The organism is Ruania albidiflava DSM 18029 (genome assembly GCF_000421225.1).
Classification (GTDB): Bacteria; Actinomycetota; Actinomycetes; order Actinomycetales; family Beutenbergiaceae; genus Ruania; species Ruania albidiflava.
Window position 1 is genome coordinate 1 of sequence record NZ_ATWL01000006.1, and the last position, 25,077, is coordinate 25,077.

The window sequence follows — 25,077 nt, forward strand, 5'->3', positions numbered from 1 at the left end:
TGAGACAGGTGTCTGGCCGGGGCGCCTGGCCGGGCCCGGGGCGGGGTCAGCGGCGGGACGGCCAGGGCCCGAGATCGGGCAGGTCGACGGTCTGCCCCGCGCTGGTGGCCAGCGGCAGCGGACGCACCTCGCGCCCGGCGAGCCAGCCGGTGATCGAGGTGAGCGGCCCGGTGACGGTGACCGGCGCCGTCTGCTCGCACCCCGGTGCGGCGGCCACGACGTAGCGCACCCCGGGTTCGAAGGCGTCCAGCTCGATCAGCCCACCGGTGGGCAGCCGCACGGAGAGGAAGTCCAGCAGGTGCTCGCAGAGCGCTTGGCTCCAGGCCTGCTCGGCGGTGGTGCCCACGTCTAGGTCGACCAGGTGGATGCTCACCTCCCGCCACCAGGCGAGTGCCACGTCCACCACAGTGCCGTCCCGGTAGGTGACCGGGGCGAACCAGACCCGGGAGTCCTCGCCCGGCCAGTACCTGCGGTGCAGCTGCTGCACCTCGGTCAAGGCAGCGACGTGCTCGGCGGGGCTGCGGGTCGCGCCCGCCTCGATGGCGGCGTCCCGGCCGGCCTGGCCGCCGTCGTAGACCTCGATGGTGCTGCCGCGCGCGGCATGCTCGAGCTGGCGGGCCAGTGCCCGGCCGATGCCGTCGATGTGGGCGAGCACGTGACCGCGGGTCCAGCCGGGCAGCGCGCTGGGCGCGGCCAGGTCCTCCTCGGCAGCGTTCTTCACGGCCGAGATCACCGCCCTCAGGGCATGCTCGCTCTCCCGCACAGCGGTCAGCGGTTCGGTCAGGTCGGTCATGGCCACAGCAGCTCCTTGTGCCAGTCGGTCCCGGTGCGGCGGTAGTGCAGTCTGGTCTGCCCGGAGTCGGCGGTCGCCTGCCAGAACTCCACCGACTCTGCCTGCAGGCCGTACACCCGCCAGGTCGGCAGCGGGGTCCGTGGGTGCTGCTGGACCTGCTCGAGCGCGGCGGCGAAGGCTTCGGCATAGGTCTGCCGGTCGGGGAGCACCTGGCTCTGCTGGCCGACCAGCGCGGCGGCACGGGATCCGTCCGGACGGGCGTGGAAGTCTTCGTCGGCAGCGGCATCGCCCAGGTCGGTGACGGAGCCGGTGATGCGCACCTGGCGACCGAGTGGTGCCCAGAAGCTGGTCAGCGCGGCCCGGGGGTTCTCCACGAGCTGGGCCGCCTTCGGGCTGAGTGCCGAGGTGGCGATGCACCACGTGTGCTCGTACAGGTCCTTGAGGATCACCGTGCGGGCAGTGACCTGACCGTTGGCGTCGGCAGTGGCGAGGTTGACCGCGTGCGGGGCGGCCAGACCGGCGTCGGCAGCAGTGTGCAACCAGTCCAGGTAGAGCTCAGCAGGACCGGCCGGAGTGGCCTCCGGATCGAACGGTGGCAGGTGGTCGCGGTCGAAGGTCGGCAGCTGCCGCAGCCACTGCCGGGGTCCGGCGTCGGAGGTCACGGTCCCAGCCTCATGGCGGCCGCCCGCCTGCGCAACTCCCGCAGGCGCGGAGCCACCACCTGCACGCGCGGAGGCACGAAACGTCCATGGAGGCACGCTTGTTGCACCTCCATGGACCAGGAGTGCCTCCGCGCGGGCGGGGCGGGTGGTGTGGGCTACCTCGGGTTCTCGCGCTCGGCCAGGATGGAGGTGTTCTGTGCCGTCTTGATGGTGGCCACGGTGAACTCCAGACCCACGCGCACCCCGACGAGGAACAGCGCCGGCAGGATCCAACCGAACAAGATCGCCATGATCCCGAGGAAGACCGTGCCGTCGCTGCTGCTGCCGTACGGGCTGAGGGAGTCACCGATGCTGCCCATGCCGAAACCGGCGATGATCGTGAACAACCACCACAGCGCGGCAACCACGATCGCGATGAAGAACAGCACCTTCGCGAACGTGAGGCTCACATAGCGGGAGAAGGAGAAGTCGAAGAAGGCGCCGAAGAAGCTGTTGTGCTGAGGCTGCTGGCCCCAGCCGGGCTGCGGCCCCCCGTAGCCACCGGGACCGCCCGGGCCACCGGGACCACCAGGACCACCCGGTCCGTAGCCACCCGGTCCGCTCGGACCGCCAGGACCACCGGGCCCGTAGCTGCCGGGGCCTGCAGGCGGCGGGCCGGCAGGCGGCGGGCCAGCGGGCGGAGGAGCCGCGGACGCCGAGCCGAACGACGGGGTTCCCGGCGGCGGGCCAGCCGGACCGCCAGTGGGCTGCCCGGAGGGCGGCGGACCATAGCTGCCTGGTGCCGCGCTCGCCGAGCCGAAGCTCTGCGACGGGTCCTGGCTCCCCTCACCAGGCGCCCCGGACGAGCCGGACGTCGGGTTCTCGGACATGTTCATCTCCCCACTCTCGATCTCGATAACGCTCACGAGCGTAGCCGGAGACGGCTGTCGGCGTCCGAGCCGCGCGCAAGACCAGCCAGAATCGAACACCATCGCTCATCAGCCCGATGGTGCTGGGCACCATTGCGCGCTCAGCTCAGCGCTGCGGACGCCAGAGCACCATCGTGCCGGCGGACTCCACACGGCGCAGCCGGGTACCCAGCGGGACAGCGACCACGTCACCGGTGGTGTCGGCTGTGAACACCCGCCGGCCGGGACCGTGCGCGCGCAGGCGGGCGTTCTCGCTCTCCAGGCGTTCGTTCTCTGCGGCCAGCTGCAGGATGCGCTTGATACCAGCGAGGTTGATGCCCTCCTCCTGGGAGAGGCGCTGCACCTCGCGCAGCACGTCCACGTCCCGGGCGGAGTAGCGCCGGCCCCGGCCCCGGGTGCGCTGGGGCACCACGAGGCCGAGCCGGTCGTAGGTGCGCAGGGTCTGCGGATGCATCCCAGCGCGCTCGGCGGCCACCGAGATCAGGAAGATCGGGGCGTCATAGCCGGGCATCGCTCATCACGCCCTCGCCGCGGCAACCAGTCCGGCACGCGGATCGGTGCCGTCGCTGGCCTCGGCGAACTGCTTGAGGGCATCGGCTGCCGCCTTGCTCAGCTTCCGGGGCACCGCCACCTCGACGGTGACGATCAGGTCCCCGGTTCCCTTCTTGGTCTTCACCCCGTGCCCCTTGGCCCGCAGGCGGGTCCCGGACTGGGTGCCGGCGGGCACCTTGAGCCTGACCTCGGACCCGTCCAGGGTGGGCACGGCGATGGTCGCGCCGTGCACTGCCTCCGGGAAGGTGATCGGCACCGTGATCGTCAGGTTCTGGCCCCGGCTCCCGAACACGGGGTGCGGTTCCACCTGCACGGTGACCACCAGGTCTCCGGGCTCCCCGCCGGTGGGGCTGGGTTGACCCTTGCCGCGCAGCCGGATCTTCTGCCCGTCCTGCACCCCGGCCGGGATGCGCACGGTCATCGACCGGGAGCCGTCCAGGGTGAGGGTCACAGTCGCACCCTCGACCGCCGAACGGAACGGCAGCGAGGCGGAGGTGGTGATGTCCCCGCCCTTGGTCGGCGCCTGGAACCCGGCCCGGCCGCCTGGCGCGCCACCACCGAACAACCCGCCGAGGATGTCCTCGAAGCCGCCACCGCCGGGCATCGACCCGCCGGTGGAGTACCGCACCCGGGGCCCACCGCCGCCACCTGCACCGAACATCCCGCCGAACAGGTCCTCGAAGCCGGCCGCCCCGGCGGTGCCGCCCGGGCCGGAGGCGAACCGCGGTCCGCCTCCGGCCATGGCTCGCAGCGCGTCATACTGCTTGCGCTGCTCGGGGTCGGAGAGCACCGCGTAGGCCTCCCCGATCTCCTTGAACTTCTGCTCCGCCTTGGCGTCCCCGGGGTTCTGGTCCGGGTGCCAGGTGCGGGCGAGCTTCCGGTAGGCCTTCTTGATCGCGGCGGCGTCGGCGTCCTTGGACACACCCAGCGTCGCGTAGAAGTCCTTCTCCAGCCAGTCCTGTCCAGTCACCGCGCCACACCTCCTTCGATCATCATCGCGCTACCTGCGTTCACTGTGGGCCGGTCACCGCCACGCGGGCCGGCCGGACGACCTTCTCCCCCACCCGGTACCCCGGTTGCAGCACCTGGGAGATGGTCTCGGTGGTCGCCTCCTCGTCCTGTTCGTGCATCAGCGCTTCGTGCACGGTGGGGTCGAACTCTTCCCCGGCCGCACCGAAGCGCTCCACCTGGAACCGGGAGGCGAGGATCTCCTCGAGCTTCTCCGCCATCGCACCGAGCGGACCGGTCAGCCCGTCGTGCTCGCGTGCATGGTGGATGTCGTCGAGCACCGGCACGATCGCCTCCACCGCGTCCTCGACCCCGCGCCCCCGCTCGGCGAGCGCCTCGGCGCGGGACCGCTTGACGAAGTTGTTGAACCGCTGGTCCAGGTTGTACAGGTCCGCCTTCGCCCGGGCGAGCTGGTCCTGCAGGTCGGCAGCCTCGGCCTTGGCCGCGGCCACCGGGTCCTGGTCGGCGGGTGCGTCCTCCGCCCCGGCACCCCCACCCGAGGTGGGACCGGAGGCTGAGGAGGCTCCGCCGTCGTCGACAGGCCCTGCCGAGGTGGCCGCCTCCTCGGCGGCCACCTCCTCAGGAGTGCGCAGCTCGCCGGTGGTCGGATCCAGGCGCCGCTTGTCGCGGATCACCGGCTCCTCCTCCCACTCGGTCACTTCTGCTCATCCTCGTCCACGATCTCGGCGTCCACGATGTCCTCGTCCTCGGAGCTCGCGCCAGCGGCAGGCGCCTCCTGACCAGCGGCCCCGTCCGCGGACGGCGTCTCCTGCTGGGCGTAGAGCGCCTGACCGATCTTCTGGCTCGCCGCGGACAGCTCGGCCTGAGCAGTCTTCACCGCCTCGATGTCCTCGCCCTCCAGCGCGGTCTTCACCTTGTCGACGGCGGAACGCACCTCGGTCGCGACGTCCTCGGGGAGCTTGTCGGCGTTGTCGGTGAGCAGCTTCTCTGTGGAGTAGGCCAGCTGCTCGGCCGAGTTGCGGGTGTCCTGCTCCTCCCGGCGCTTGGCGTCCTCGGCGGCGTGCGCCTCGGCCTCCTTGACCATCCGGTCGATCTCCTCCTGCGGCAGGGCGGAGCCACCGGTGATGGTCATCGACTGCTCCTGACCGGTGCCGCGGTCCTTGGCGGACACGTGCACGATGCCGTTGGCGTCGATGTCGAAGGTCACCTCGATCTGCGGCATGCCGCGCGGCGCGGGGGCGATCCCGGTCAGCTCGAAGGTGCCCAGCGGCTTGTTGTCGCGGGCGAACTCCCGCTCACCCTGGAACACCTGGATGAGCACGCTCGGCTGGTTGTCCTCCGCAGTGGAGAACACCTCGGAGCGCTTGGTCGGGATAGCGGTGTTGCGCTCGATGAGCTTGGTCATCACCCCGCCCTTGGTCTCGATGCCCAGGGACAGCGGGGTGACGTCGATGAGCAGCACGTCGGTGCGCTCACCGCCCAGCACACCGGCCTGCAGCGCGGCACCGACGGCCACGACCTCGTCCGGGTTCACACCCTTGTTCGGCTCCTTGCCGCCGGTCAGCTCCTTGACCACCTCGGTGACGGCGGGCATCCGGGTGGAGCCACCGACGAGCACCACGTGGTCGATGTCCGAGATGGCGATCCCGGCGTCCTTGATCACGTTGTGGAACGGGGTCTTGGTGCGGTCCAGCAGGTCCGAGGTCATCTGCTCGAACTGGGCGCGGGTGAGGCGCTCGTCCAGGTGGATGGGCCCGTTCTCGGACATGGACAGGTACTGCAGGGAGATGTTCGTGGAGGTCGCGCTGGAGAGCTCCTTCTTCGCCTGCTCGGCCGCCTCACGCAGCCGCTGCAGGGCGATCTTGTCCTTGGACAGGTCCACGCCGTTGGCGTTCTTCACCTGGGTGACCAGCCAGTCGACGACCCGCTGGTCCCAGTCGTCCCCACCGAGGCGGTTGTCACCGTTGGTGGCGCGCACCTGGATGGTGGAGAAGTCGTCCTCGTCCTTGCCCACCTCGAGCAGGGAGACGTCGAAGGTACCGCCACCGAGGTCGAAGACCAGGATGAGCTCGTCCTCCTTGCCCTTCTCCAGCCCGTAGGCGAGGGCGGCGGCGGTGGGCTCGTTGATGATGCGGGAGACGTCCAGCCCGGCGATCTGCCCGGCCTCCTTGGTCGCCTGCCGCTCAGCGTCGTTGAAGTAGGCGGGCACGGTGATGACCGCTTCGGTGACCGGCTCGCCCAGGTAGGACTCGGCGTCCTTCTTCAGCTTGCCCAGGATGCGCGCGGAGATCTCCTGCGCGGTGTAGGTCTTGTCGTCGATCTCGGTCTTCCAGTCGGTGCCCATGTGGCGCTTGACCGAGGAGATGGTGCGGTCGACGTTGGTGACGGCCTGACGCTTGGCCACCTCACCGACGAGCACCTCACCGGTCTTGCTGAACGCCACGACCGACGGTGTGGTGCGAGCGCCTTCGGCGTTCGCAATGACAGTGGGTTCGCCACCCTCGAGGACGGTCACCACGGAGTTCGTGGTACCCAGGTCGATTCCGACCGCTCGTGCCATGGTCTGTTGCTCCTTCCGCGCCGCCGGATCTCGACGACACTGCTGTGGATGAGTCTGCCGCACTCAAGTTTGCGCGCCCCGGTCCAGATCTCCAAATCGGGAGGCCAGAACTTGAGTCTGTGTGGCTCAACTATGAGGCGGGCGGATGTATTCCCGAGGTGCTGCCGCGGTGGTTCCGGGTCGGCGGGCTGGGCTTGGCCGCGCGCCCTGCACGCCGCTGGCGCGGAAGATCACTGGTGCCCTAGCCGCAGCAGACTTCCACGCGAACCAGTACTCAGTAGTCTGGGCTGATGCTGCACCGGCCGCCCGACAACGTAGTCCGCGCGTTCGGAGCCGACCCGGACCAGCTCCTCCGGCTGCCGGGCGGTCAGGGCACCTCCTGGCGTGCCGGCGACCTGGTGCTCAAGCCCGGCGAAGCGCCCCTGCAGCGCTGGCTCAGCAGCACGCTCCGCGAGCTCGAACCGGCCGGGCTGCGGCTGGCGGTCCCGGTCGCCGCTGCCGGGGGCGCCTGGTCAGTGGCTGGCTGGACCGCTACCTCGTTCGTCGACGGCCAGGAGCCCGATCTGCGCCGACCCACCTCCTGGCCGAAGATCGTGGCGGCCGGGCGTCTCTTCCACCACGCGCTCGCCGACGCCCCGCGCCCCGCCCTGCTCGACTCCCGCACCGACCCATGGGCGGTCGCCGACCGGGTCGCGTGGGGCGAGCAGCACGCGCAGTTCCATCCAGCCTTCGACGAAATCGCCGGCCGGTTGCGCGCCCAACCGGACCCGCCCGGTCCGGCTCAGCTGGTGCACGGCGACCTCACCGGCAACGTGCTCCTGGCGCCTGGTCTGGCACCGGCAGTGATCGACGTGTCGCCCTACTGGCGCCCGGCCCTCTGGGCGGAGGCGGTGGTGGTCGCCGATGCGCTCTGCTTCCATGGCGCGGACGCCGCAGCGCTCCCAGCGGCTGGGGTCGCGGTACCGGACGTCGCCCGTGCGCTGCTGTTCCGGCTCGCAACCACCAACGCGTTCCTCGCCGCGGGCCGCACCGACATCGACGCGGCGGCCGAGGCCCGCCGGTTCACCTGTGCCGCCGCCGAGATCGGCATCAGCTAGGCCCGACTCGCTGGTGTGGAAGATCACTGGTGCCATAGCCCCAGCAGACTTCCGCGCGGGCAGCGGATCTCGGTCGGTGCTGCTGTCACCTCGAAGCCGTCCGGTCACGGTAGGCGAAGCGACGCAACAGGATCTCGATCGGCCCGCGGTGACCTCGGCGGTGCATCAGGCCGGCGACCAGCACGCTCGCCAACCAGATACCGATCGCGCAGCACACCGCGACCATTGCGGGAGATTCCGCGTCCCGGGCGAGGTGCAGGCCGAACGGTGCCAGCAGCACCAGCCAGGCCAGAGACTGCACCAGATAGCCGCTCAGCGAGCGCTGGCCGAGCGCCACGATCGAGCCGACGACGGCGTTCGAGCGCCACCGGTCGGCATGCCGCGACATCACCCGGCCGACCAGACCGAACAGGCAGGCATAGGCAATGCCTCCAAAGAACCCGGACATCTCGTAGACCGTCCGGGCCAGGCCTGCGGTCTCAGCGTCCAGCTCGACGAAACCGCCGGCAAGCAGCCCCATCGGCAGTGCACCGGCGATCGCGATGGTGAACCCGCCGACCAGGCCGGTGGTCAGAAGGCGCTGGTGGCGCTCGGGCTCCTCCAGGACACGGCGACGCGCTGCCCAGGCGCCCACCCACACCATCAGCACGAACGGCAGGAAGACCAGTGTGGTCACGGGCCACTCCACCACCCGCTCGATCAGCGAGGCGCCGTAGGTCGTTGCTTCCTGGGACGGCGACGGGTCGACCGGCAGCGGGCTCGGGGCGCCAGCCCGGGCGGCGATCCCGGCGTAGGCGAGCCTTGCGAGCACGGCGACAGCCAGCCCGGCCCCGAGCACATAGATCGGCGCCGAGCGCAGGATCCAGTCGCGCACCCGGCCGCCTGGTCGCAGCAGCAGCAAGAAGGCGAGACCGACGACGCCGAACGCGCCCACGATGTCCCCGGAGAAGAGCAGCACGCCGTGCAGCGCCCCGATGACCACCATCCCCAGGTGCCTGCGGACGAGCACGCGACGCGTGGTCGGCCACGGGATGCCCGACAGCCGTTGGTGCCGCGTGAACTGCACCAGGCCGTAGCCGAACAGCATGACGAACAACGGCAACGCGCAGGCGTGCACGAACACGATCATCACCAGCGAATAGCCGCGCGTCAGGCCCTCCGGGGCCGGGTCGAGGCCCGGCACGTTCATGTACACGAAGCCCGCGGTGTGCGCGAGCGCCACCAGCAGCAGCGCGAACCCGCGCGCCAGGTCGGGCGCGAGGATCCGCTCACCAGCCGGAACTGAGACCGGCGGTGGGGCAGTATCGACTGCCTGAGACATGGTCACCCCTTGGTCGAAGGTGTATGCCCCGTTCGGGGGCACTCGAAGCCGTTAGTCATGCCCTCGTAGTGACAGCAACGACGGCGAGGCGTTGCTGGCTCGCCCCGGGTCAGCTCGCGTGCTCGCCGGTGCAGCACCCCTTGCCCTGCATCCGCCAGAACAGGCCCCGGGCGGGTCGCTACCGCGGCCGGTAGGCGGCCACGATCGGGCACTCGAACGGGTCGGCCTGACCGAGGCCCACCCGGTTCAGGTACCGGATCACGATCCCGTAGGCCTCGACCAGCCCGGTCTCGGTGTAGGGAACGTTGCGCTCGGCGCAGTACTCCCGGACGATCTCGCGGGTCTGGCGCAGGTTCACGCTGGGCATCCGGGGGAAGAGGTGGTGCTCGATCTGGTAGTTCAGCCCGCCCATCCCCCAGGTCATCAGCGCGCCGCCGCGGATGTTGCGGGAGGTCATCACCTGTCGGCGGAGGAAGTCCACCCGCGATTCCTTGGGCAGCAGCGGCATGCCCTTGTGGTTCGGGGCGAACGTGGCCCCCATGTACACACCGAAGACCACCAGCTGGACCGCCAGGAACGCGGCGCCGAGAGCGGGACCCATGGCCACCACGATCAGCGCCGGAAAGCCGATCAGTCGGATCGCGAGCAGTGTGACCTCCAGCCAGCGGCGGTTCATCTCCTTGTCGGTGAAGATCGTCCGGATGGCGGCCACGTGCAGGTTGAGCCCTTCCAGCGTCAGCATCGGGAAGAAGAGCCACCCCTGGCGGCGGGTGATCCAGCCGACGATCCCGGTGCGCTCGGACGCATCAGCCGGGTCGAACACGAGCGCCCCGGTGGCGATGTCGCCGTCCTTGCCGATCACGTTCGGGTTGGCGTGGTGCCGGCCGTGCTTGCGCGCCCACCAGCCGTGACTGAGCCCAACCACGAGGTTGGCGATGAGCTGCGACAACAGCTCGTTCCGGCCGCTGTCGGAGAAGACCTGCTGGTGCGCAGCGTCGTGACCGAAGAAGGCGGCCTGGGTCAGCAGCACCCCGAACAGGGCAGCGACGGCCAGCTGCCACGGGCTGGAGCCGAGCGTCAGCAGCAGAAGGGTGGCACCGGCGAAGCCCGCCACCAGGATCGCGGCGCGGGCCACGTACCAGCCGGGGCGGCGGTCCATCAAGCCGGCGGCCTTGACGCGTCGGGACAGGTCGAGGAAGTCGCGCTGCGGGTTCGGCCTCGCGCGTACCTTCGGAGCTGCGGCGGTGGTGGTCATGGCCTGACGGTACGAAGCCGGTCGCCGCCGGGGCGTCACCCATGAGAGTGAATCGAACCCCCTACCCCGGTAGGGCCACCGGGCGACCGCCGGCGCGACCATCCGTCCAACCCACCGGTGTGCGAGAGCCAAACGCCTCCGGTCACTCCGCGGCAGGTGGGCTGTCGCCCACCGGGAGGACCGCCCGAAGGCGGAACCCACCGGTGGCTGTCGGGGTTGCCTCGACCGTCCCGCCGAGGGCGCTCACCCGCTCGCGGACACCGGCGAGCCCGAGCCCGGAACCGGGTGCAGGCACAGCGTCTCCTCGTGGTGGGGAGTTGACCACCTCGACCGTCAGCGCCCGACCCTCGTCCTGGAACGTCGTCCGCACCTCGATCTCCGCGCCGGGGGCGTGGCGGAGGGCGTTGCTCAGGCCTTCTTGAACGATCCGGTAGGCGGTCATCCCGATGGTGGCCGGCGCCCCGGTCTGGATCGAGTCGGTGATGGTGGCACCGGAGGCGCGGGCGGTCTCGACCAGCTCGCGGACGTCCTGCAGCGTGGGTGCGGGGGCTGTGGGGGCGGCATCGTCGCTGCGCAGCACGGTCAGCAATGCCCGCATCTCGCTGAGCGCCTGCCGCGCGGACCTGGCGATGTCGTCGAACTCCTGCTGCACAGAAGCATCGATACCAGGCTTGCGGTACTGCGCAGTGCTGGCCTGCACATGGATCACCGACATGCTGTGCGCCACGACATCGTGCAGCTCCCGGGCGATCCGGTTCCGCTCCTCCAGGTCGCGCCGACGCTGCGCCTCCTCGGCGCTGAGCTCCTCGGCCTGCTGCACCCGGATGGCGCCCTGCCGCCAGAGTCGCTCGAGCACGCCGAGCATAGCCAGTCCAGCAGTCACCGAAACCAGCACGACACCGTTGGCCAGACCTCCCAGCGTCCGTTCCGGCGTCACCACGAACGCCAGCGCGGTGAGCACCGTACCCGCACCCCAACCGCCGGCGACCCAGTACCACTGGTGCCGCAGCGCCAGCAGAACCACCAGCAGGCAGTGAGCCACGATGCCGGTCACCGGCCACGGCCAGGGCAGCAGCGGAGCCATCGCGAAGGTAGCCAGCATGGTAGCCAAAGACCCCGCAGAGGACACCGCGATCCCCACCACGGGCCAACGGACCGCGAGCACGATCGCCGCACTGTGCGCCATCGACAGCACCATCGCCACCGCCGGATGCTGCCTGTACAGAACGACCAGCACCGGCCATTCGACGGCGAGGAGCGCGAGCGCGACGAATGCGGCGCCCGCCCAGACCCACCGAACGCTGCGCACGGTGCGCAGCCGTGGGGTGTGCAGTCGGCCGCGCAGCCCGCGAGCCGAGGGTGCTGCTGCAGAGGCAGACGACGGCTCCAGTGACATGGCTTGCACGTTAGGGCATGTCCCGGCCGCTCGCGTCACCCCAGAGAGGGACCTACCCTCGGCCCGGTGTGCTGCCGACCCGCATCGCCACGGCAGGCGGCACGGGATACGTTGAGGACATGACCCTTGCGAGCAGCACCCGCAGCACGCCGGTACGGGTGCTCGTCGTCGACGACCAGTCGATGATCCGGGCGGGGTTCGCAGCCCTGCTCGATGCGCAGCAGGACATCGTCGTGGTCGGCACCGCCGATGACGGGCTGGGGATCACCGACGTCGTGCGGCGCACCCAGCCGGACGTCGTGCTGATGGACATCCGCATGCCGAAGGTAAATGGACTGGACGCCACACGCGCGATCTTCGCGATGCCGGGCGAGGGACCCAAGGTGATCATGCTCACCACCTTCGACGCCGACGAGTATGTCTTCACCGCACTCCGTGTCGGTGCAAGCGGATTCCTGCTGAAGGACTCACCGCCGGAGGAGCTCGTCCAGGCGGTCCGGGTGGTCGCCGACGGCGAAGCCCTGCTCTCCCCGAAGGTCACCAGAGCCCTGATCGCCGACTATGCCGCGCGCCCGCAGCCCCCGGCCAAGGACAGCGTCCGGCTGGGGGTGCTCACCGAGCGGGAGCGGGAGGTGATGGTGCGCGTCGCCCGTGGCCGGTCGAACGCGGAGATCTCCGAGGACCTGTTCGTGGCCGAACAGACCATCAAGACTCATGTCAGCCGCATCCTCACCAAGCTCGACCTGCGGGATCGTACTCAGATGGTGGTGGCAGCCTACGAGTCGGGGCTGGTGCACACCGAGCGCTGAGCCACCGTCGGAGGCTCGGCTCCACCGTGCGCGCCTTCCCGTAGCTGACCTCGACGCCCGCGCGTCGAGCTGACGCGTGAGCACCACCCGAGGCCCTCGAGCGAGCCTCTTGCGTCAGCTCGCGACCGGCTCGGTCGGTATGTGCAACAGCTTGGCCGCGGAGTGCGCGGGCCGGAAGGCGTAGACGCACACCAGCCGCACCCGGGCGGTGGTCCGGTAGGCCTCGAGCCGGCGCTGCCAGTCCCCCGGCACGTGCCCGTACCCCTGGAGCACGGCGGTGGCACAGGTGCGGGCCCGGTCGTTGCTGCACCGGCCCTGGTGGCTGCGCAGCTGAAGGTGGGTGAGCAGGTTCGCCACGTCCAGGGCCGGATCACCGAAGGCGGCGAGGTCGAAGTCGAGCAGGCCCACATCGGTGCCGTCCAGCAGCAGCTGCTTGTCGTGCAGGTCCCGGTGCAGCAGCGCCGTCGCAGGTCTCGCTGCGGCGAGCCGTTCCGCGGCCTGGTCGAGGAGGCGGTGCAGCTCGGCAGCCCGCTGGCCGAGCACCTGGTGCTCGGTAGCCAGGTGGATCCAGCGCCTGGCCACATCCACCTCGGCGGCCGCGTCGTGGCTGGGCAGCGGGGCGGCCACTGTGCTGGTGTGCAGGTGGCGGATCGCACCGCCGACGGCGGAGCTCACCGTGGTCAGGTCGGCGTCGGTGCTCGTGGGGTCACCGAGCAGGTCGTAGAGCGTCCGGCCGCGCAGCTCAGCGAACGTGACCCTGCCGGCGCGTTCGTCCACTGCCTGCACAGCGGGGGTGGCCACGCCGGCCACGGTCAGGCGGGCGCCGGTCACCGTACGTGCCAGCCGGCGAGGGCGGACGAGCTTGACGTAGGTGGTCGGGGCTTGTGCTGGGGAGAGCCGCACGACGGCCCGCTGCTCCGGCCGGTGGGCCACCAGGTTCGCTCCCTCGGCAGCTGCCAGCCCGGGTAGCCCGGGCAGCTTGCGGTCCGCACCGCCAGGTTGCAGCAGCGTCCCGCCCGGCAGCAGCTGCACCCCTGCTGCGGGTGCGGCCCGGACGGTCTGGGCGTGCACGGCGCGCGCCTCGTCCCGGTCAGCGAACCACTGTCCGGCGAGCAGTCCGCCGTCGGGCCGGCGCAGCTCCAGGCCCAGCTGCGTAGCCGACCGTGGGATGGCCTTGACCAGGGTGAGGCCCTCCGCCGCCACCGCCGCGGCGACCCGGTGCAGCTGGGCGGGCATCAGGTCCGCACCCCGCCGACCTCGGCCGCCACATGCTCTGCCTCGGTGAGCAGTGCGGCAGCGGCCGCCGGCCAGTCGGGTACCTGCCCGAGGCGGAACGGTTCCGCGGTGAGCCGCAGCAGGTGTGCGGCCGTGTGCCCGCGCACCCGGTCCGTCCGCGCCGGACCGCGTGCTGCGGTGTAGCCCTGGTGCAGAGCGGTGAGGCGGCGCTGCTGGTCGGCCTCGGTCCGGGCACCGAGCACGCGGTCCCGGACCAGGGCCGCACCGGCGCAGCCCAGGTCGGCGGCCGGGTCCGCCACCGCCGCGGCGTCCAGGTCGATCAGCGCAGCCTCACCCTCCGGGCCGATCACCGCCTGGTCCAGGGAGAAGTCGCCGTGCACACAGCTGGGCTGCCCACCGGCGACGGTCAGCAGGGCGGCGACCTGCTCCGCCAGGTGGTGCGCCCGCTCGGCCAGGTGGGGCAGCAGCACGGCGAGCTGGTCGGCGGCGGCCCGCACCTGCTCGGCATCAGCGTCCGCTCGGCGCTGCGGCAGGGTGCGACCGGGGTGGTGGTGCAGTGCGGCCAGGGCCCGCCCGACCGCTGCCACCGCCTCCGCCGGTGCTTCCTGGGCGGTGGTCCCGGGCAGGTAAGCGGCGGCGAGCGCACCGCGCCGGGGGTGGCAGCCGAGCAGCTGTGGGGTCCGTGGTGCGGTACCGGCCAGCGCGGTCAGGGCGTGGGCTGCGGCCTGGGTGGCGGCCGGTCGTTGCACCCGCAGCAGCACGTGCTCCCCGGTGGCACTGGGCAGCAGACCCACCCAGCGGCGGTGCGGTTTGTACCGCAGCAGCACCGGTTCGACCGCGGGGTCCACCACCGGTCCGTGACGCAGCAGCCGGCCCAGCAGCCGGTCGCGCTGGGCGGGTTCGGTCAGCAGCGCCACTCCGGGCAGGTCCCGGTCGGCGGCTGGTGTGCCCACCAGCACCTGCCGTCCGGGGTCGGTGCCGATGATCGACCCGGCGGAGCGCTCCAGGGTCTTGGCGTGCTTGGCGGCCTCGGAGCGGGCGGTGGCCGCGACCAGCAGCGCTTGGTCGCCGGCCTGGACGTGCAGCACGCAGCTGGTGCCGGGCTTGTACCGCAGGTGGTGCAGGCGCACGGTGACCGGCCTGCCGAGCAGGCTCCCGAGCCAGCGGGTGAGCCGGTCACGGTCCAGCAGCAGGGCCAGGCCGGGCAGGTCCGGGTCGCGGTCGACCAGGGACTGTTCAGCGCCGGGCAGCATCGGCGCGCTCCTTCCGGTGCTGGCGGGCCGGCGAGGGCTCCGCACGGCCGGCGGAGATCCGCACCACCCGGTCGGCACGGTCGGCGGCGGACAGGTCGTGGGTGACCACCAGGGTGGTGCGGCCCTCGGTGAGCCGGTCCAGCGCAGCGGAGACCTCCCGTTCGGTGTCGGTGTCCAGGCCGGTCATCGCCTCGTCCAGGACGATCACGCTGGCGTCCCGGATGGCGGCCCGTGCGATCGCGATCCGCTGCCGCTGCCCGCCGGAGAGGGTGCCACCGCGTTCGCCCACCACGGTGTCGTAGCCGTCCGGCAGGTCGAGGATGAACTCGTGCGCCCCGGCCAGCCGGGCGGCGGCCTCGATCTGGGCGTGGCTGGCCTCGGGCAGGCCGTGGGCGATGTTCTCGGCGATGCTGGTGGCGAACAGCACACTGTCCTGGAGCACGATGGCCACCTGCGAGCGCACGGTCTCCAGGGTGAGGTCGCGCAGGTCCTGCCCGTCGATGGTCACCTGGCCGGTGTCCGGGTCGATCAGCCGGGAGAGCAGCAGCACCAGGGTGGACTTGCCCGAGCCGGACGGGCCGACGATCGCCACCCGTTCCCCGGCGCGCACGTGCAGGTCCACCCCGCGCAGCACCGGCCGACCCGGCACGTAGGAGAGCCACACGTTCTCCAGCCGGACCTCGCCGCGGAACCGGCCGGCCGGGCGGGCCCAGGAGTGGTTGGCGATCGCCGGCTGCACCTGCAGCACCTGCACGATCCGCTCCGCCGAGGCGGTCGCGGAGGCGATCCGGCCGGTGTACTTGGCCAGGTCGCGCATCGGCTTGAAGGCCGCCTTGAGGTAGGTGAGGAAGACGACCAGCTCACCGGGGGTGAGCGCTCCGGCGAGCACCCGGTGGGCGCCGACGAAGAGCACCACCGCCGTGGCGAGCCCGACCAGCACGTCGGTCTTGCGCTCCAGGCCGGCGGCGAGCTTCTTCGCCTTGACCCCGTCCTTGAGGGTCTTGGTGTTGCTGCTGTCGAACTCCCGCTGCATCTGCTCCTCGAGGGAGTAGGACTGCACCACCTGCATCGCCGAGAGCACCTCGGTGGCGCGGGTGGCCAGGGCCCCCTCGGCCTTGCGCTGGGTGCGGGAGACAGTGTGGATGCGCCGGCTCAGCCGCACCCCGATCAGCGCGAACAAGGGGAACACGCCGAGCATCACCAGGGCGAGCTGCCAGTCCATGATCGCCACCACGGCGACCATGCCGACCAGCGTGGCCAGGTTGCCCAGCAGGGGCAGGCCGGCGGTGACCGCGACCTCCTTGAGCCGGCCGACGTCCGCGGTGACCCGCTGCACCATGTCCCCGGTGCCGACCTTGTCGTGGAACGCCATGGACAGCCGTTGCAGGTGGGCGTACAGGTCGGCGCGTACGCGGGTGAGCAGCCGGTTGCCCACGAGGGCGAAGCACACGGTCATCAGGTAGGCCGCGAGCGCGCGCAGGGCCACCACCACCAGCAGCGCGGCACAGGCCAGCAGCAGCACGGCCTGCAGGCTGATCGACTGGGTGGGGACGCCCTCGGCGCCGGCCTCGGCGATGACTCCGTCGATGACGAACTTCAGCGGCCAGGGTTCGGCCAGTCGCATGCCGACCTCGGCGAGCAGCGCGGCCAGCCCGCCGGCGATCAGTGGTCGTTCCGGGCGCAGGTGCGCGGTGAACGAGCCCCGGGTGCCGGCCAGCCGACGCAGCGACTCCCGGAGGGTCTGCGGGCGCCGGGACATGGTCAGGACCTCCTTGCCAGGCTGAGAGCACGGTCCACCACACCGGTCCAGTCGTGGTGGCGGACCATCTCCTGCCGGCCGGTCTGGCCCAGGTGGTGCCGACGCTCGGGGTCCTGGCGCAGGGCGGTGATCGCGTCGGCGAGCTTGCGTGGCTGGCCGGGCTCGACCAGCACGCCGAGGCGGCCGTGGTCGAGCAGGTCGGGGAGGGTGCCGACGGCGCTGGCTACGGTGGGTAGCCCGGCCGCCAGGTATTCGTAGAGCTTCAGTGGGGAGAAGTAGAAGTCGCCATCGGCAGGGTAGGGCGCCACGGCCACGTGCATCCGGTGCAGCTGGGAGGGGATGTCCGCGGGGTCGAGCGCGCCGGTGGCCTCGATGGCGTCGACGATGCCGAGCTGCTCGGCCCGGGCCACCAGCGCCTCCCGCTCGGGTCCGTCGCCGACGAGCAGCAGCCGGTAGCCGGGGTCGTCGGCGAGCACCAGGGCGAGCGCGTCGAGCAGGATGGGCAGGCCGTGCCAGGGCTTGAGCGTGCCGACGAAGCCGATTGTGAACGGCTCGGACGGCGGCGGTGGGCCGGGGGTGATGCGGGTGGTGTCCACCCCGTTGGCCAGGATGTGCACGCGGGCTGGGTCGGTGGCGTGCCGGCGGGCCCAGTCTGCTACCGGGTCGCTGACGCACAGGGCGGCTGTGGTCGCGGAGAGGGCGGCAGCGGCGACGCTCTCGGCGCCGGCGCGGTCCACCAGCACCCGGTGCTCGGCCTGCTCGGCCACCAGCGGAGCGTTCACCTCCAGCAGGTGAGGCACCTGGTGGTCTCGCGCCCAGGCCGAGGCGGCCCGGCCCCAGAGCGAGTACCGCTCGTAGACCAGGTCCACCCCGGCACTGGCGTGCAGGTGGTCCAGGACCTGGGTGACCTCGGCGTCCGCTTGCTGGGTGGCGACCTCGCGTGCGGCCGGGTCGGTCTGCCGGGCGCGGGAGACCTGGTGCAGCGGCAGGTCGGCCAGCTGTGGCGGCACCGGGCCCCCGGTGCGGGCGGTGATCAGCTGTACCTGTTCCCCGCGCCGCTGCAGCGCGGCCAGCACGGCCTGGACGTGCACGGAGGCGCCCTTGCGGCCGAAGACGGGCACCCCGGGGTCGGTGCAGACGTAGGCGACGGTCATCAGATCAGCTCCGCGGTCAGGTCAGCGCCGGTGAGCAGGTCCCGCAGCTGGGCGCTGGTGCACCTGTCGTCGAACTCGGTCTCGATCAGGGTGCGGGCGGCGCCGGCGAGCCGCACCCGCAGCTGCTCGTCGGTGAGCAGCCGGTCCAGCTGCTCGGCCAGGGCGAGGTGGTCCCCCTCCGGGACCAGCAGCCCGGTCTGCTCGTGCTGCAGCACCTCGGGGATCCCGGTGACCGGGGTGGCCACGCACGGGGTGCCCAGGGCCATCGCCTCCAGCAAGATGGTGGGCAGCCCGTCCCGGTTGCCGTCCTGGCCCACCACACAGGGTGCGGCGAGCGCTCCGGCGCTCTGCACCACCTCGCGCACCCGGTGCTGGGGCAGCGGACCGAGCAGGCGCACGTGCTGGTGCAGACCGAGCCGGGCGACCTGCTCCCGCAGGGCGGCCTCCAGCTCACCGGTGCCCACCAGGTCCAGCCGGACCGGGCGACCCTGTGCGGCCAGGTGAGCGACGGCGTCGAGCAGGTGGCCAAAGCCCTTCTTCTCCACCAGGCGGCCCACACCGACGACCACCCGGTCCCGGTCGACAGGAGCCCGGTAGCCGAACCGGCTCAGGTCCAGGCCGTTGTAGATGCGGTGCACCCGGTCAGCGGCGGCACCGAAGGTGCGCTGCAGGTGGGCCAGGTTGTAGTCGCTGACCGTGACCACGCTGGTGGCGTCGGCGAGGCGGCGCTCCAGCGCCACCGGGTCGACCGACTCGTGGAAGATGTCCTTGGCGTGCGCGGTGAAGCTGTACCCGATGCCGGTGATCGCTGCAGCCACGCGCGCCACGGCGGTGGCCACCGAGGCGAAGTGGGCGTGCAGGTGGACCAGGCCGCGCTCCTGGACAGCCATGGCGAGCTCCAGCGCGGCGACGGCGTCGACGGCCTCGAGCTCGAGCAGGTCACCCAGGTGCACGGACAGGCCCGGGAAGACCTGGTGCGCACGCTCCAGGCGGTCCCACAGGCCCTGGGCACGCACGTGCCGGCTGAGGTAGCTCACCGGTGCGCGGACCTGGCTGAGGGTCTCGTGGAAGCGCCCGTCGGCGGGTGGGTGCAGGGAGAGGATCTCCAGGTCCAGGCCGGCTCGCTCCAGGGCGAGCACCTCGTTGACGATGAAGGTCTCGGAGAACCGCGGATACATCTTGGTGACGTAGCCGATCCGCATCTGGTCAGACGGCAGCATGGTGTTCGGCCTCCACGTGGTGGTCGGTGAGCAGGGCTTCGGCACGCTGACGCAGGTGGACCAGGCCGTCCAGGTCGATCTGGCCGAGCATGCGTCGTGGTCGGGTGACGGTCCGGGACAGCCAGGTGCCGATCCGTGCCGGGCTGAGGTCGTCCGGGTGCAGCGTGTCCACCCACCCGACCTGGGCGAGGGCGGCGGCGCGCACCGCCTGCTCCAGCCGGGGCACGGTGCGGGGGACGACCAGTGCCGGGCAGCGGGCGGCGAGCAGCTCGCAGACCGAGTTGTAACCGCCCATGGTCACCGCGGCCCTGGCGCCGGCTACGAGCTCGTGGGTGCGGTCGGTGAAGCCGTGCACGACCAGCTCCGGGCGGGTGCTGGCGGTCTCCGCCAGGCTGCGGCGCCGCTGCTGGCTCATGTACGGCCCGGTGACCAGCACACCGTGGTGGCCGGCGGGCAGGGGGCTGGCCACGAACGCCTCGGCCAGCGCCGCACCGTCCTGCCCACCACCGACCAGGCAGAGGACGTAGGGGCCGGTCGGCACCAGCGGCTGGTCCTCGACACCGCCGGGGCGGCTGCGCGGGGGGCGGTAGTCGGGGCGATGGTCGGCGAGGTAGCCGGTGTAGACGAGCTTGCGGCGCACGGCCCAGGGCCAGTCGTAGGCGGCCGCGGCGTCGAACACCTGCGGGTCGCCGTAGACCCACACCTCGTCGTAGTAGTCCTGGATCGCCGCCGTGGTGCCGGTGGCCTCCCACTCCTGCACTGTGGCCGCCGGGGAGTCGAGCACGTCCCGCAGCCCGAGCACCACAGTGGTGCTGGTGCCACGCAGCGCGCGCAGCGCCAGGTCCAGCTCGCCGTGCACACCGCGCACCGCCTTGTCCACCACGAACAGGTCGGGTGCGAAGGCGTCCAGGGCTGCTGCCACGATCTGGCCACGTACGCCCAGCACCTCGGTCAGGGGGAGGCCCAGGGTCTTCGGCCGGTAGCTGCCGGTGACGTCCTTGTGCAGCGTCGGCAGGGTGACGATCTCGGTGTTCGCCGGCAGCGGGAGGGCCGCGGCCTCCGGGGCGCCGGTGAGCAGCAGCACGTCGGTGGCCGGGTCGGACTCGACCAGCGCGGAGGCGATGGAGATGTTCCGCCGCACGTGCCCCAGCCCCTGGGTGTCGTGGGAGTAGAGCGCGATGCGTCGTCGCGGCACTCCCAGCTCTGCATGCAGCACGAGGAACCTCCGGGTCGCCGATACGGCCGCTGCGCGACCTCCTGTGCCGACGAGGGTTGCGAGCGTGGATGAGGTGCCCATGAACAGATGATGAGAGCCCTCTCATGTTCCGGGATTGACACCACGCCCCCAACGTGTCACTGTACTAAGCACTTAATACAGTCATACGCGAGGAGCCGCCCATGGAGTTCGACACCAGCTCCCCCATCTGGGGACAGCTCGTGGCCGAGTTCTCCCGGCGGATCGTCACCAGCCAGTGGCCACCAGGCGGACGGATCGCCGGGGTGCGCGAGCTGGCCGCTGAGCTCGGGGTGAACCCGAACACGGTGCAGCGGGCGCTGGCCGAGCTGGAGCGACAAGAGCTCTGCCGGTCAGAACGGACCGCGGGTCGGTTCGTCACCACCGACGCCGACCGGATCGACGCACTGCGCGCCGAGCTCGCCGAAGGAGCGGCGGACGACTTCGTCCGCCGCGCCCGCGGTCTGGGCATGGCAGCGGACCAGGCACGACGACTGATCGAGGAGAGATGGACCCATGACGACGACATCACCGACCTGGCAGGAGCAACTGGCCATGACCGATGAGGACGCGCTGGTCAGTGTGCGTGGCCTGACCGTCCGCTACGGCATGCAGGTCGCGCTTGACCGGCTCGACCTGGACCTGCCTGCCGGCCGCATCGTCGGGCTGCTCGGCGAGAACGGCTGCGGCAAGTCCACTCTGCTCAAGGTGCTCGCCGGGGTGTACGCCGACCACACCGGCGACGTCCGCCTGGCCGGGCACCGACCGGGGCCGGAGTCGAAGGCGCTGGTGAGCTACCTACCGGACCAGAGCTCGCTGCCGGACCGGGCCCGGGTGAGCTACTGCCTCGGCCTGTTCGAGGACTTCTACGCCGACTTCGACCGGCAGAAGGCCACCGACCTGATCGACTTCTTCGGCCTGGACAGCCAGATGCGCCTGAAGGAGATGTCCAAGGGTATGCGGGAGAAGGTGCAGATCTCCTTGGCGATGGCCCGCCGAGCCCGGGTGTTCCTGCTGGACGAGCCGATCTCCGGCGTCGACCCGGCCGCCCGCGAAGGCATCCTGGACGGCATCCTGCGCGGCCTCGAAGCAGACTCTCTGCTGCTGGTCGCCACCCACCTGGTGCACGACCTGGAGACCGCCCTGGACTCAGTGGTGATGATGCGCCACGGCCGGGTGCTGCTCACCGGTGAGGTGGACGACCTGCGCGCCGAGCACGGCGCCAGCCTCGAACAGATCTTCCGAAAGGTGTACCGCTGATGTTCACGCTGCTCAAGCACGAGTTCCTCCGCACCCGCGACATGCTCGCCCTGGTGGCCGGGGTCGCAGTGCTGCTCGCCCTCGCGGGCACGCTGCTGGTTGCCACCGGCGTGCCGATCCTCGCGTCGGTCGGGCTGGTCGCCGGTCTGGCTGCCGTCTTCGGCCTGGTCCCGGCAGCACAGCTCATGCTGACGGTGACCTACTGGCGCTCCAGCTACGGCCGCACCGGGTACCTGACCCAGACCCTGCCGCTGCGGGGCTCGACCATCTACTGGTCGAAGCTGCTCTGGGCCTGGCTGGTCTCCCTGGTCGCAGCCGCGCTGAGCGTGGGCATGGTGCTTGCGGCAGCACCGGTGGTCTCCGGCGCTACCGGCGGTCAGACCGACGCACTGTTCACGACGTTGCGGCAGGGCTGGGCGCAGCTGGGCGAGCTGGCGCCCGGCTGGGGAGTCCCCAGCGCACTCGCCGCATTCGTGGTGATGATCCTCATCTGGCCCACGCAGTACTTCTTCGCCGCCTCGATCGGTAGCCAGTCCCCGTTGAACCGGTTGGGCATCGGCGGTCCGGTGCTGGTCTGGCTCGGTCTCTACCTGGCCGTGCAGGTGATCACGTTCGCGTCCTTCGCGGTGGTCCCGCTGGCCATCGGCATGGACGGCGACCGGCTGGGAGTGGTGCCCTTCAACCTGTTCGCCGAGATCGCAGCCGGCACCAGCAACACCGCCGAGGTGATGCCGGTGGGGTTCCTGCCCGGACTGCTGGCGGTCTCCGCCGTGTGCATCGCCTGGAGCGTGCGCTCCTGGAACCGGCGGGTGTCGCTGGTCTGAACCAGCCAGCGCCAGCGGACCAGTGGACGTGGTCGTCGAGCACAGCGGGCAGATGGTCGTTCCGCGCACGCACCTGGCTGTCGACAGGTCGAGGGTGCGTGCTCTGCCACGACGCCCAGGTTCTGCCCAGGTGGCACCCAGGAAGGCGCGTTACGTTCGAGGAACGTGACCAGCCCGACCGCCACCACTGCACGCCCGCGCACCCCCGCCCGGCCGGGGGTGCGGCTGCGGGCGATGGATGCGCTGCGCCTGCTCGCCGCGCTGGCGGTGGTGCTGTTCCACTTCACCACGCGCGACCATGGCCGGTGGGGCGCCCAGCTGCCGCACGAGCTGTTCCCGGCGCTGTCCCACGTGGTCCGGTACGGCTACGCCGGGGTGCACCTGTTCTTCACCATCAGCGGGTTCGTGATCCTGATGTCGGTGTGGGGCCGCAGCCCGCGACAGTTCGTCGCCTCCCGGATCAGCCGGCTCTACCCGGCGTTCTGGGTAGCGGTGCTCGCCACGGCGACGTTGCGCTGGGCCTGGCCGGCGTTCTCCGACCGCAGCATCGGGGAGGTGCTGGCGAACCTCACCATGTTCCACGAACCGTTCGGGATACCGAGCGTGGACGGCGTGTACTGGACGTTGTGGGTGGAGATGCAGTTCTACCTGCTGATGCTCGTGATGGCGTTCCTGGGCATCACCCGACGGCGGGTGCTGGCTGTGGCGTTCGCCCTCCCGCTGGTCTGCACGGCCCTGGTGATGACCGTGCCGCACGTGGACGCCCGAGCCACGGCACTGAGCTGGGCGCCGCTGTTCGCGGCCGGGATGGTGCTGTACGTCATCTATCGGGACGGGCACAGCTGGCAGCGGTGGGCACTGGTGGGGCTGAACGCTGCCCAGGCGATGGTGATCGGTGCGACGCACAAGATCGACGTGATCGACGCCGTCGCCAGTGGTGAGCACACCTCCGCGCTGCTCTTCAGCCTGGTGGTGCTGGGCACCATCGCGGCAGTGGCGGCTGTCGCCCTGGTGCCGGCGGTCCGGGACCTGGACTGGCGGGTGCTGACGTTCCTGGGCGCGCTCACCTATCCGCTCTACCTGTTGCACGAGTACTTCGGCTGGGCGCTGATCCAGGTGCTGCACCCGGTGCTGGGCAAGTGGCTGACCCTCACCGCGGCCGTGGTCCTCTCGCTGCTGATGGCGTGGTTGGTGCACCGCTTCGTGGAGCAGCCGGTGCACCGGCCGTTGCGGAAGGCGCTCGAAGGGGTCGGCCCGCACCTCGGTGAAGACCGGGCTACTCGCCGGTACCCAGCCGCCCGGTGAGCGGGCGGTGCCAGGCGAGGCTGGCCTCGTTCAACCCGACGATCTCCACCTTCTTTCCCTTCTGGGCGTACTTCAGCTCGATGGCGTCCAAAGCAGCCACGGTCGAGGAGTCGTAGATCTGCGACTCGGACAGGTCGATGATCACGTGCTGCGGGTCGCCGGCGTAGTCGAACTGGTACACCAGGTCGTTGCTGGAGGCGAAGAACAGCACACCTCGGACCGCGTACACGCGGGTCTCCTCCGCCGGGCGCGTCACGTCGACCACCTCGGTGAAGTGCGCGACCCGACGGGCGAAGAACAGGGTCGCCACGACCACCCCGAGCAGCACCCCGATCGCCAGGTTGCTGGTGACCACAGTGGCCACCACGGTCACGACCATGATCACGGTGGCACTCAGCGGCATCCGCCGCAGCGTCGCCGGGTGCACGCTGTGGAGGTCGAACGTGCCGACCGAGACCATGATCATCACCGCGACCAAGGCAGCCATCGGCATCAGCGCGACCACGTCACCGAGAACGACCACGAGGATGAGCAGGAACACACCGGCCAAGAACGTGGAGATCCGGGTGCGGGAGCCGGACTGCTTCACGTTGATCATCGTCTGGCCGATCATGGCGCAGCCACCCATGCCGCCGAACAGGCCGGTGACGATGTTCGCCACGCCCTGGCCCCAGGTCTCCCGGGTCTTGTCGGAGTGGGTGTCGGTGATGTCGTCGACGAGCTTGGCCGTCATCAGTGACTCCAGCAGACCCACCACTGCCACGCCCAGCGCCACCGGGCCGATGATCTGCAGCGTCTCGAGGGTGAGCGGCACGTCGGGCCAGAACAGGGTGGGCAGGCTCTCCGGCAGCTCACCCTGGTCGCCGACGGTCGGCACGTGGATACCCAGCAGCAGGACCACAGCAGTGAGCAGCACGATCGCGACCAGCGGGGCGGGCACCACCTTGGTGACCTTGGGGAAGAGCACGATGACCAGCACACCGGCTGCCACCAGGGGGTAGACCTGCCACGGGACGTTGACCAGGTGCGGCAGCTGGGCGATGAAGATGAGGATGGCCAGCGCGTTGACGAACCCGATCATCACGCTGCGCGGGATGAACCGCATCAACCGCGCCACCCCGAGCAGGCCGAGGACGATCTGCAGCGCTCCGGCCAGCAGCACGGTCGCGACCAGGTAGTCGAGCCCGTACTGGCGGGTGAGCGGCGCCACCACGAGCGCAACCGCACCGGTGGCGGCGGAGATCATCGCCCGCCGGCCGCCGGTGAACGCGATGGTCACGGCCATCGTGAACGAGGCGAACAGCCCCACGCGTGGGTCGACGCCGGCGATCAGCGAGAACGAGATCGCCTCGGGGATCAGCGCGAGCGCGACCACCAGACCGCCGAGCACCTCGGTGCGCAGCATCCGCGGCGAGCGCAGTGCGGCTCGCACCGAGTGGGCGGGGTGGTCGGTGGGTGGACCCTGCGGCCGCGCTGGGGACCCGGTGGACATGGGTGGGCTCCGTTCGTC

Annotated in this window: 23 protein-coding genes; 6 read left to right on the top strand and 17 right to left on the bottom strand. The window is 71.0% G+C overall.

What is annotated here, in order from left to right; genetic code table 11:
- Positions 1-46 precede the first annotated feature (46 nt).
- From K338_RS0108585 to dnaK, 7 genes are all read right to left on the bottom strand, one after another.
- Positions 47-793: a maleylpyruvate isomerase family mycothiol-dependent enzyme gene (locus K338_RS0108585; protein ID WP_051154733.1), complete on the bottom strand. Its 747-nt coding sequence runs from the start codon at positions 791-793 to the stop codon at positions 47-49.
- On the bottom strand, positions 790-1,455 hold the full coding sequence (locus K338_RS0108590; protein ID WP_022917770.1) for a pyridoxine/pyridoxamine 5'-phosphate oxidase: 666 nt from the start codon (positions 1,453-1,455) through the stop codon (positions 790-792). Before K338_RS0108590 ends, K338_RS0108585 begins: the two co-directional genes overlap by 4 nt.
- Before the next feature lie 155 nt (positions 1,456-1,610).
- On the bottom strand, positions 1,611-2,360 hold the full coding sequence (locus K338_RS26400; RefSeq protein WP_157612325.1) for a DUF4282 domain-containing protein: 750 nt from the start codon (positions 2,358-2,360) through the stop codon (positions 1,611-1,613).
- A 109-nt stretch (positions 2,361-2,469) separates the two neighbouring features.
- On the bottom strand, positions 2,470-2,874 hold the full coding sequence (locus K338_RS0108605; protein ID WP_022917772.1) for a heat shock protein transcriptional repressor HspR: 405 nt from the start codon (positions 2,872-2,874) through the stop codon (positions 2,470-2,472).
- A gap of 6 nt (positions 2,875-2,880) precedes the next feature.
- Positions 2,881-3,885: a DnaJ C-terminal domain-containing protein gene (locus tag K338_RS0108610; protein ID WP_022917773.1), complete on the bottom strand. Its 1,005-nt coding sequence runs from the start codon at positions 3,883-3,885 to the stop codon at positions 2,881-2,883.
- Positions 3,886-3,925: 40 nt separating this feature from the next.
- Positions 3,926-4,582 carry a nucleotide exchange factor GrpE gene (locus tag K338_RS0108615; protein WP_022917774.1) on the bottom strand — a complete coding sequence of 219 codons (657 nt, stop codon included), beginning with the start codon at positions 4,580-4,582 and terminating at the stop codon, positions 3,926-3,928.
- On the bottom strand, positions 4,579-6,444 hold the full coding sequence (gene dnaK / locus K338_RS0108620) for a molecular chaperone DnaK (protein ID WP_022917775.1): 1,866 nt from the start codon (positions 6,442-6,444) through the stop codon (positions 4,579-4,581). The genes K338_RS0108615 and dnaK overlap by 4 nt, the downstream gene beginning before the upstream one ends.
- 290 nt (positions 6,445-6,734) lie before the next feature.
- Here dnaK and K338_RS21440 point away from each other — a divergent pair, with 290 nt between their 5' ends.
- Positions 6,735-7,541: a phosphotransferase gene (locus tag K338_RS21440; protein WP_022917776.1), complete on the top strand. Its 807-nt coding sequence runs from the start codon at positions 6,735-6,737 to the stop codon at positions 7,539-7,541.
- Between the two features lie 85 nt (positions 7,542-7,626).
- Here K338_RS21440 and K338_RS0108630 read toward each other — a convergent pair whose 3' ends face one another.
- The 3 genes from K338_RS0108630 to K338_RS0108640 form a co-directional block, all read right to left on the bottom strand.
- Entirely contained in the window at positions 7,627-8,862 is a 1,236-nt protein-coding gene (locus K338_RS0108630) for a DUF418 domain-containing protein (RefSeq protein WP_051154734.1), read from the bottom strand.
- Positions 8,863-9,040: 178 nt separating this feature from the next.
- The gene (locus K338_RS0108635) at positions 9,041-10,117 is read right to left on the bottom strand and encodes a fatty acid desaturase family protein (protein ID WP_022917778.1); all 1,077 of its coding nucleotides are present in this window, start codon (positions 10,115-10,117) and stop codon (positions 9,041-9,043) included.
- Between the two features lie 142 nt (positions 10,118-10,259).
- A complete protein-coding gene (locus K338_RS0108640) occupies positions 10,260-11,513 on the bottom strand; it encodes a sensor histidine kinase (RefSeq protein WP_051154725.1) in 1,254 nt (417 codons plus the stop codon).
- Positions 11,514-11,632: 119 nt separating this feature from the next.
- Between K338_RS0108640 and K338_RS0108645 the strand changes: the two genes are divergently transcribed.
- On the top strand, positions 11,633-12,322 hold the full coding sequence (locus tag K338_RS0108645) for a response regulator (protein WP_040653426.1): 690 nt from the start codon (positions 11,633-11,635) through the stop codon (positions 12,320-12,322).
- Between the two features lie 114 nt (positions 12,323-12,436).
- On the opposite strand, the gene K338_RS0108650 is transcribed toward K338_RS0108645, so the two are convergent.
- From K338_RS0108650 to K338_RS0108675, 6 genes are read right to left on the bottom strand one after another with little or no spacing between them, the layout of a single operon-like run.
- Entirely contained in the window at positions 12,437-13,558 is a 1,122-nt protein-coding gene (locus K338_RS0108650; protein ID WP_022917780.1) for a phosphotransferase family protein, read from the bottom strand.
- Entirely contained in the window at positions 13,558-14,811 is a 1,254-nt protein-coding gene (locus tag K338_RS0108655) for a phosphotransferase (protein WP_022917781.1), read from the bottom strand. The genes K338_RS0108650 and K338_RS0108655 overlap by 1 nt, the downstream gene beginning before the upstream one ends.
- Positions 14,795-16,570, bottom strand: coding sequence for an ABC transporter ATP-binding protein (locus K338_RS21445; RefSeq protein WP_022917782.1), 1,776 nt, complete (start codon positions 16,568-16,570; stop codon positions 14,795-14,797). The genes K338_RS0108655 and K338_RS21445 overlap by 17 nt, the downstream gene beginning before the upstream one ends.
- A gap of 2 nt (positions 16,571-16,572) precedes the next feature.
- A complete protein-coding gene (locus tag K338_RS0108665; RefSeq protein WP_022917783.1) occupies positions 16,573-17,724 on the bottom strand; it encodes a glycosyltransferase family 4 protein in 1,152 nt (383 codons plus the stop codon).
- Positions 17,724-18,944, bottom strand: a complete 1,221-nt coding sequence (locus K338_RS0108670; protein ID WP_027286618.1) for a glycosyltransferase family 4 protein — start codon at positions 18,942-18,944, stop codon at positions 17,724-17,726. Before K338_RS0108670 ends, K338_RS0108665 begins: the two co-directional genes overlap by 1 nt.
- The gene (locus K338_RS0108675) at positions 18,931-20,241 is read right to left on the bottom strand and encodes a glycosyltransferase family protein (protein ID WP_157612326.1); all 1,311 of its coding nucleotides are present in this window, start codon (positions 20,239-20,241) and stop codon (positions 18,931-18,933) included. Before K338_RS0108675 ends, K338_RS0108670 begins: the two co-directional genes overlap by 14 nt.
- A 101-nt stretch (positions 20,242-20,342) precedes the next feature.
- Here K338_RS0108675 and K338_RS0108680 point away from each other — a divergent pair, with 101 nt between their 5' ends.
- From K338_RS0108680 to K338_RS21450, 4 genes are all read left to right on the top strand, one after another.
- On the top strand, positions 20,343-20,744 hold the full coding sequence (locus K338_RS0108680; RefSeq protein ID WP_022917784.1) for a GntR family transcriptional regulator: 402 nt from the start codon (positions 20,343-20,345) through the stop codon (positions 20,742-20,744).
- A complete protein-coding gene (locus K338_RS0108685; RefSeq protein ID WP_022917785.1) occupies positions 20,734-21,438 on the top strand; it encodes an ABC transporter ATP-binding protein in 705 nt (234 codons plus the stop codon). The genes K338_RS0108680 and K338_RS0108685 overlap by 11 nt, the downstream gene beginning before the upstream one ends.
- On the top strand, positions 21,438-22,262 hold the full coding sequence (locus tag K338_RS0108690; RefSeq protein WP_022917786.1) for a hypothetical protein: 825 nt from the start codon (positions 21,438-21,440) through the stop codon (positions 22,260-22,262). Before K338_RS0108685 ends, K338_RS0108690 begins: the two co-directional genes overlap by 1 nt.
- Before the next feature lie 165 nt (positions 22,263-22,427).
- Positions 22,428-23,567: an acyltransferase family protein gene (locus K338_RS21450; RefSeq protein WP_022917787.1), complete on the top strand. Its 1,140-nt coding sequence runs from the start codon at positions 22,428-22,430 to the stop codon at positions 23,565-23,567.
- Here the strand turns inward: K338_RS21450 and K338_RS0108700 are convergent.
- Positions 23,539-25,059: a SulP family inorganic anion transporter gene (locus K338_RS0108700; protein ID WP_022917788.1), complete on the bottom strand. Its 1,521-nt coding sequence runs from the start codon at positions 25,057-25,059 to the stop codon at positions 23,539-23,541. The genes K338_RS21450 and K338_RS0108700 overlap by 29 nt on opposite strands.
- Positions 25,060-25,077 lie beyond the last annotated feature (18 nt).

Bases quoted from the DNA above. Each gene is read 5' to 3' on its own strand.
- K338_RS0108585 (WP_051154733.1), bottom strand. From the start codon at position 793: ATGACCGACCTGACCGAACCGCTGACCGCTGTGCGGGAGAGCGAGCAT.
- K338_RS0108605 (WP_022917772.1), bottom strand. From the start codon at position 2,874: ATGCCCGGCTATGACGCCCCGATCTTCCTGATCTCGGTGGCCGCCGAG.
- dnaK (WP_022917775.1), bottom strand. From the start codon at position 6,444: ATGGCACGAGCGGTCGGAATCGACCTGGGTACCACGAACTCCGTGGTG.
- K338_RS21440 (WP_022917776.1), top strand. From the start codon at position 6,735: ATGCTGCACCGGCCGCCCGACAACGTAGTCCGCGCGTTCGGAGCCGAC.
- K338_RS0108630 (WP_051154734.1), bottom strand. From the start codon at position 8,862: ATGTCTCAGGCAGTCGATACTGCCCCACCGCCGGTCTCAGTTCCGGCT.
- K338_RS0108635 (WP_022917778.1), bottom strand. From the start codon at position 10,117: ATGACCACCACCGCCGCAGCTCCGAAGGTACGCGCGAGGCCGAACCCG.
- K338_RS0108640 (WP_051154725.1), bottom strand. From the start codon at position 11,513: ATGTCACTGGAGCCGTCGTCTGCCTCTGCAGCAGCACCCTCGGCTCGC.
- K338_RS0108645 (WP_040653426.1), top strand. From the start codon at position 11,633: ATGACCCTTGCGAGCAGCACCCGCAGCACGCCGGTACGGGTGCTCGTC.
- K338_RS0108650 (WP_022917780.1), bottom strand. From the start codon at position 13,558: ATGCCCGCCCAGCTGCACCGGGTCGCCGCGGCGGTGGCGGCGGAGGGC.
- K338_RS0108655 (WP_022917781.1), bottom strand. From the start codon at position 14,811: ATGCTGCCCGGCGCTGAACAGTCCCTGGTCGACCGCGACCCGGACCTG.
- K338_RS21445 (WP_022917782.1), bottom strand. From the start codon at position 16,570: ATGTCCCGGCGCCCGCAGACCCTCCGGGAGTCGCTGCGTCGGCTGGCC.
- K338_RS0108665 (WP_022917783.1), bottom strand. From the start codon at position 17,724: ATGACCGTCGCCTACGTCTGCACCGACCCCGGGGTGCCCGTCTTCGGC.
- K338_RS0108670 (WP_027286618.1), bottom strand. From the start codon at position 18,944: ATGCTGCCGTCTGACCAGATGCGGATCGGCTACGTCACCAAGATGTAT.
- K338_RS0108675 (WP_157612326.1), bottom strand. From the start codon at position 20,241: ATGGGCACCTCATCCACGCTCGCAACCCTCGTCGGCACAGGAGGTCGC.
- K338_RS0108680 (WP_022917784.1), top strand. From the start codon at position 20,343: ATGGAGTTCGACACCAGCTCCCCCATCTGGGGACAGCTCGTGGCCGAG.
- K338_RS0108685 (WP_022917785.1), top strand. From the start codon at position 20,734: ATGACCGATGAGGACGCGCTGGTCAGTGTGCGTGGCCTGACCGTCCGC.
- K338_RS0108690 (WP_022917786.1), top strand. From the start codon at position 21,438: ATGTTCACGCTGCTCAAGCACGAGTTCCTCCGCACCCGCGACATGCTC.
- K338_RS0108700 (WP_022917788.1), bottom strand. From the start codon at position 25,059: ATGTCCACCGGGTCCCCAGCGCGGCCGCAGGGTCCACCCACCGACCAC.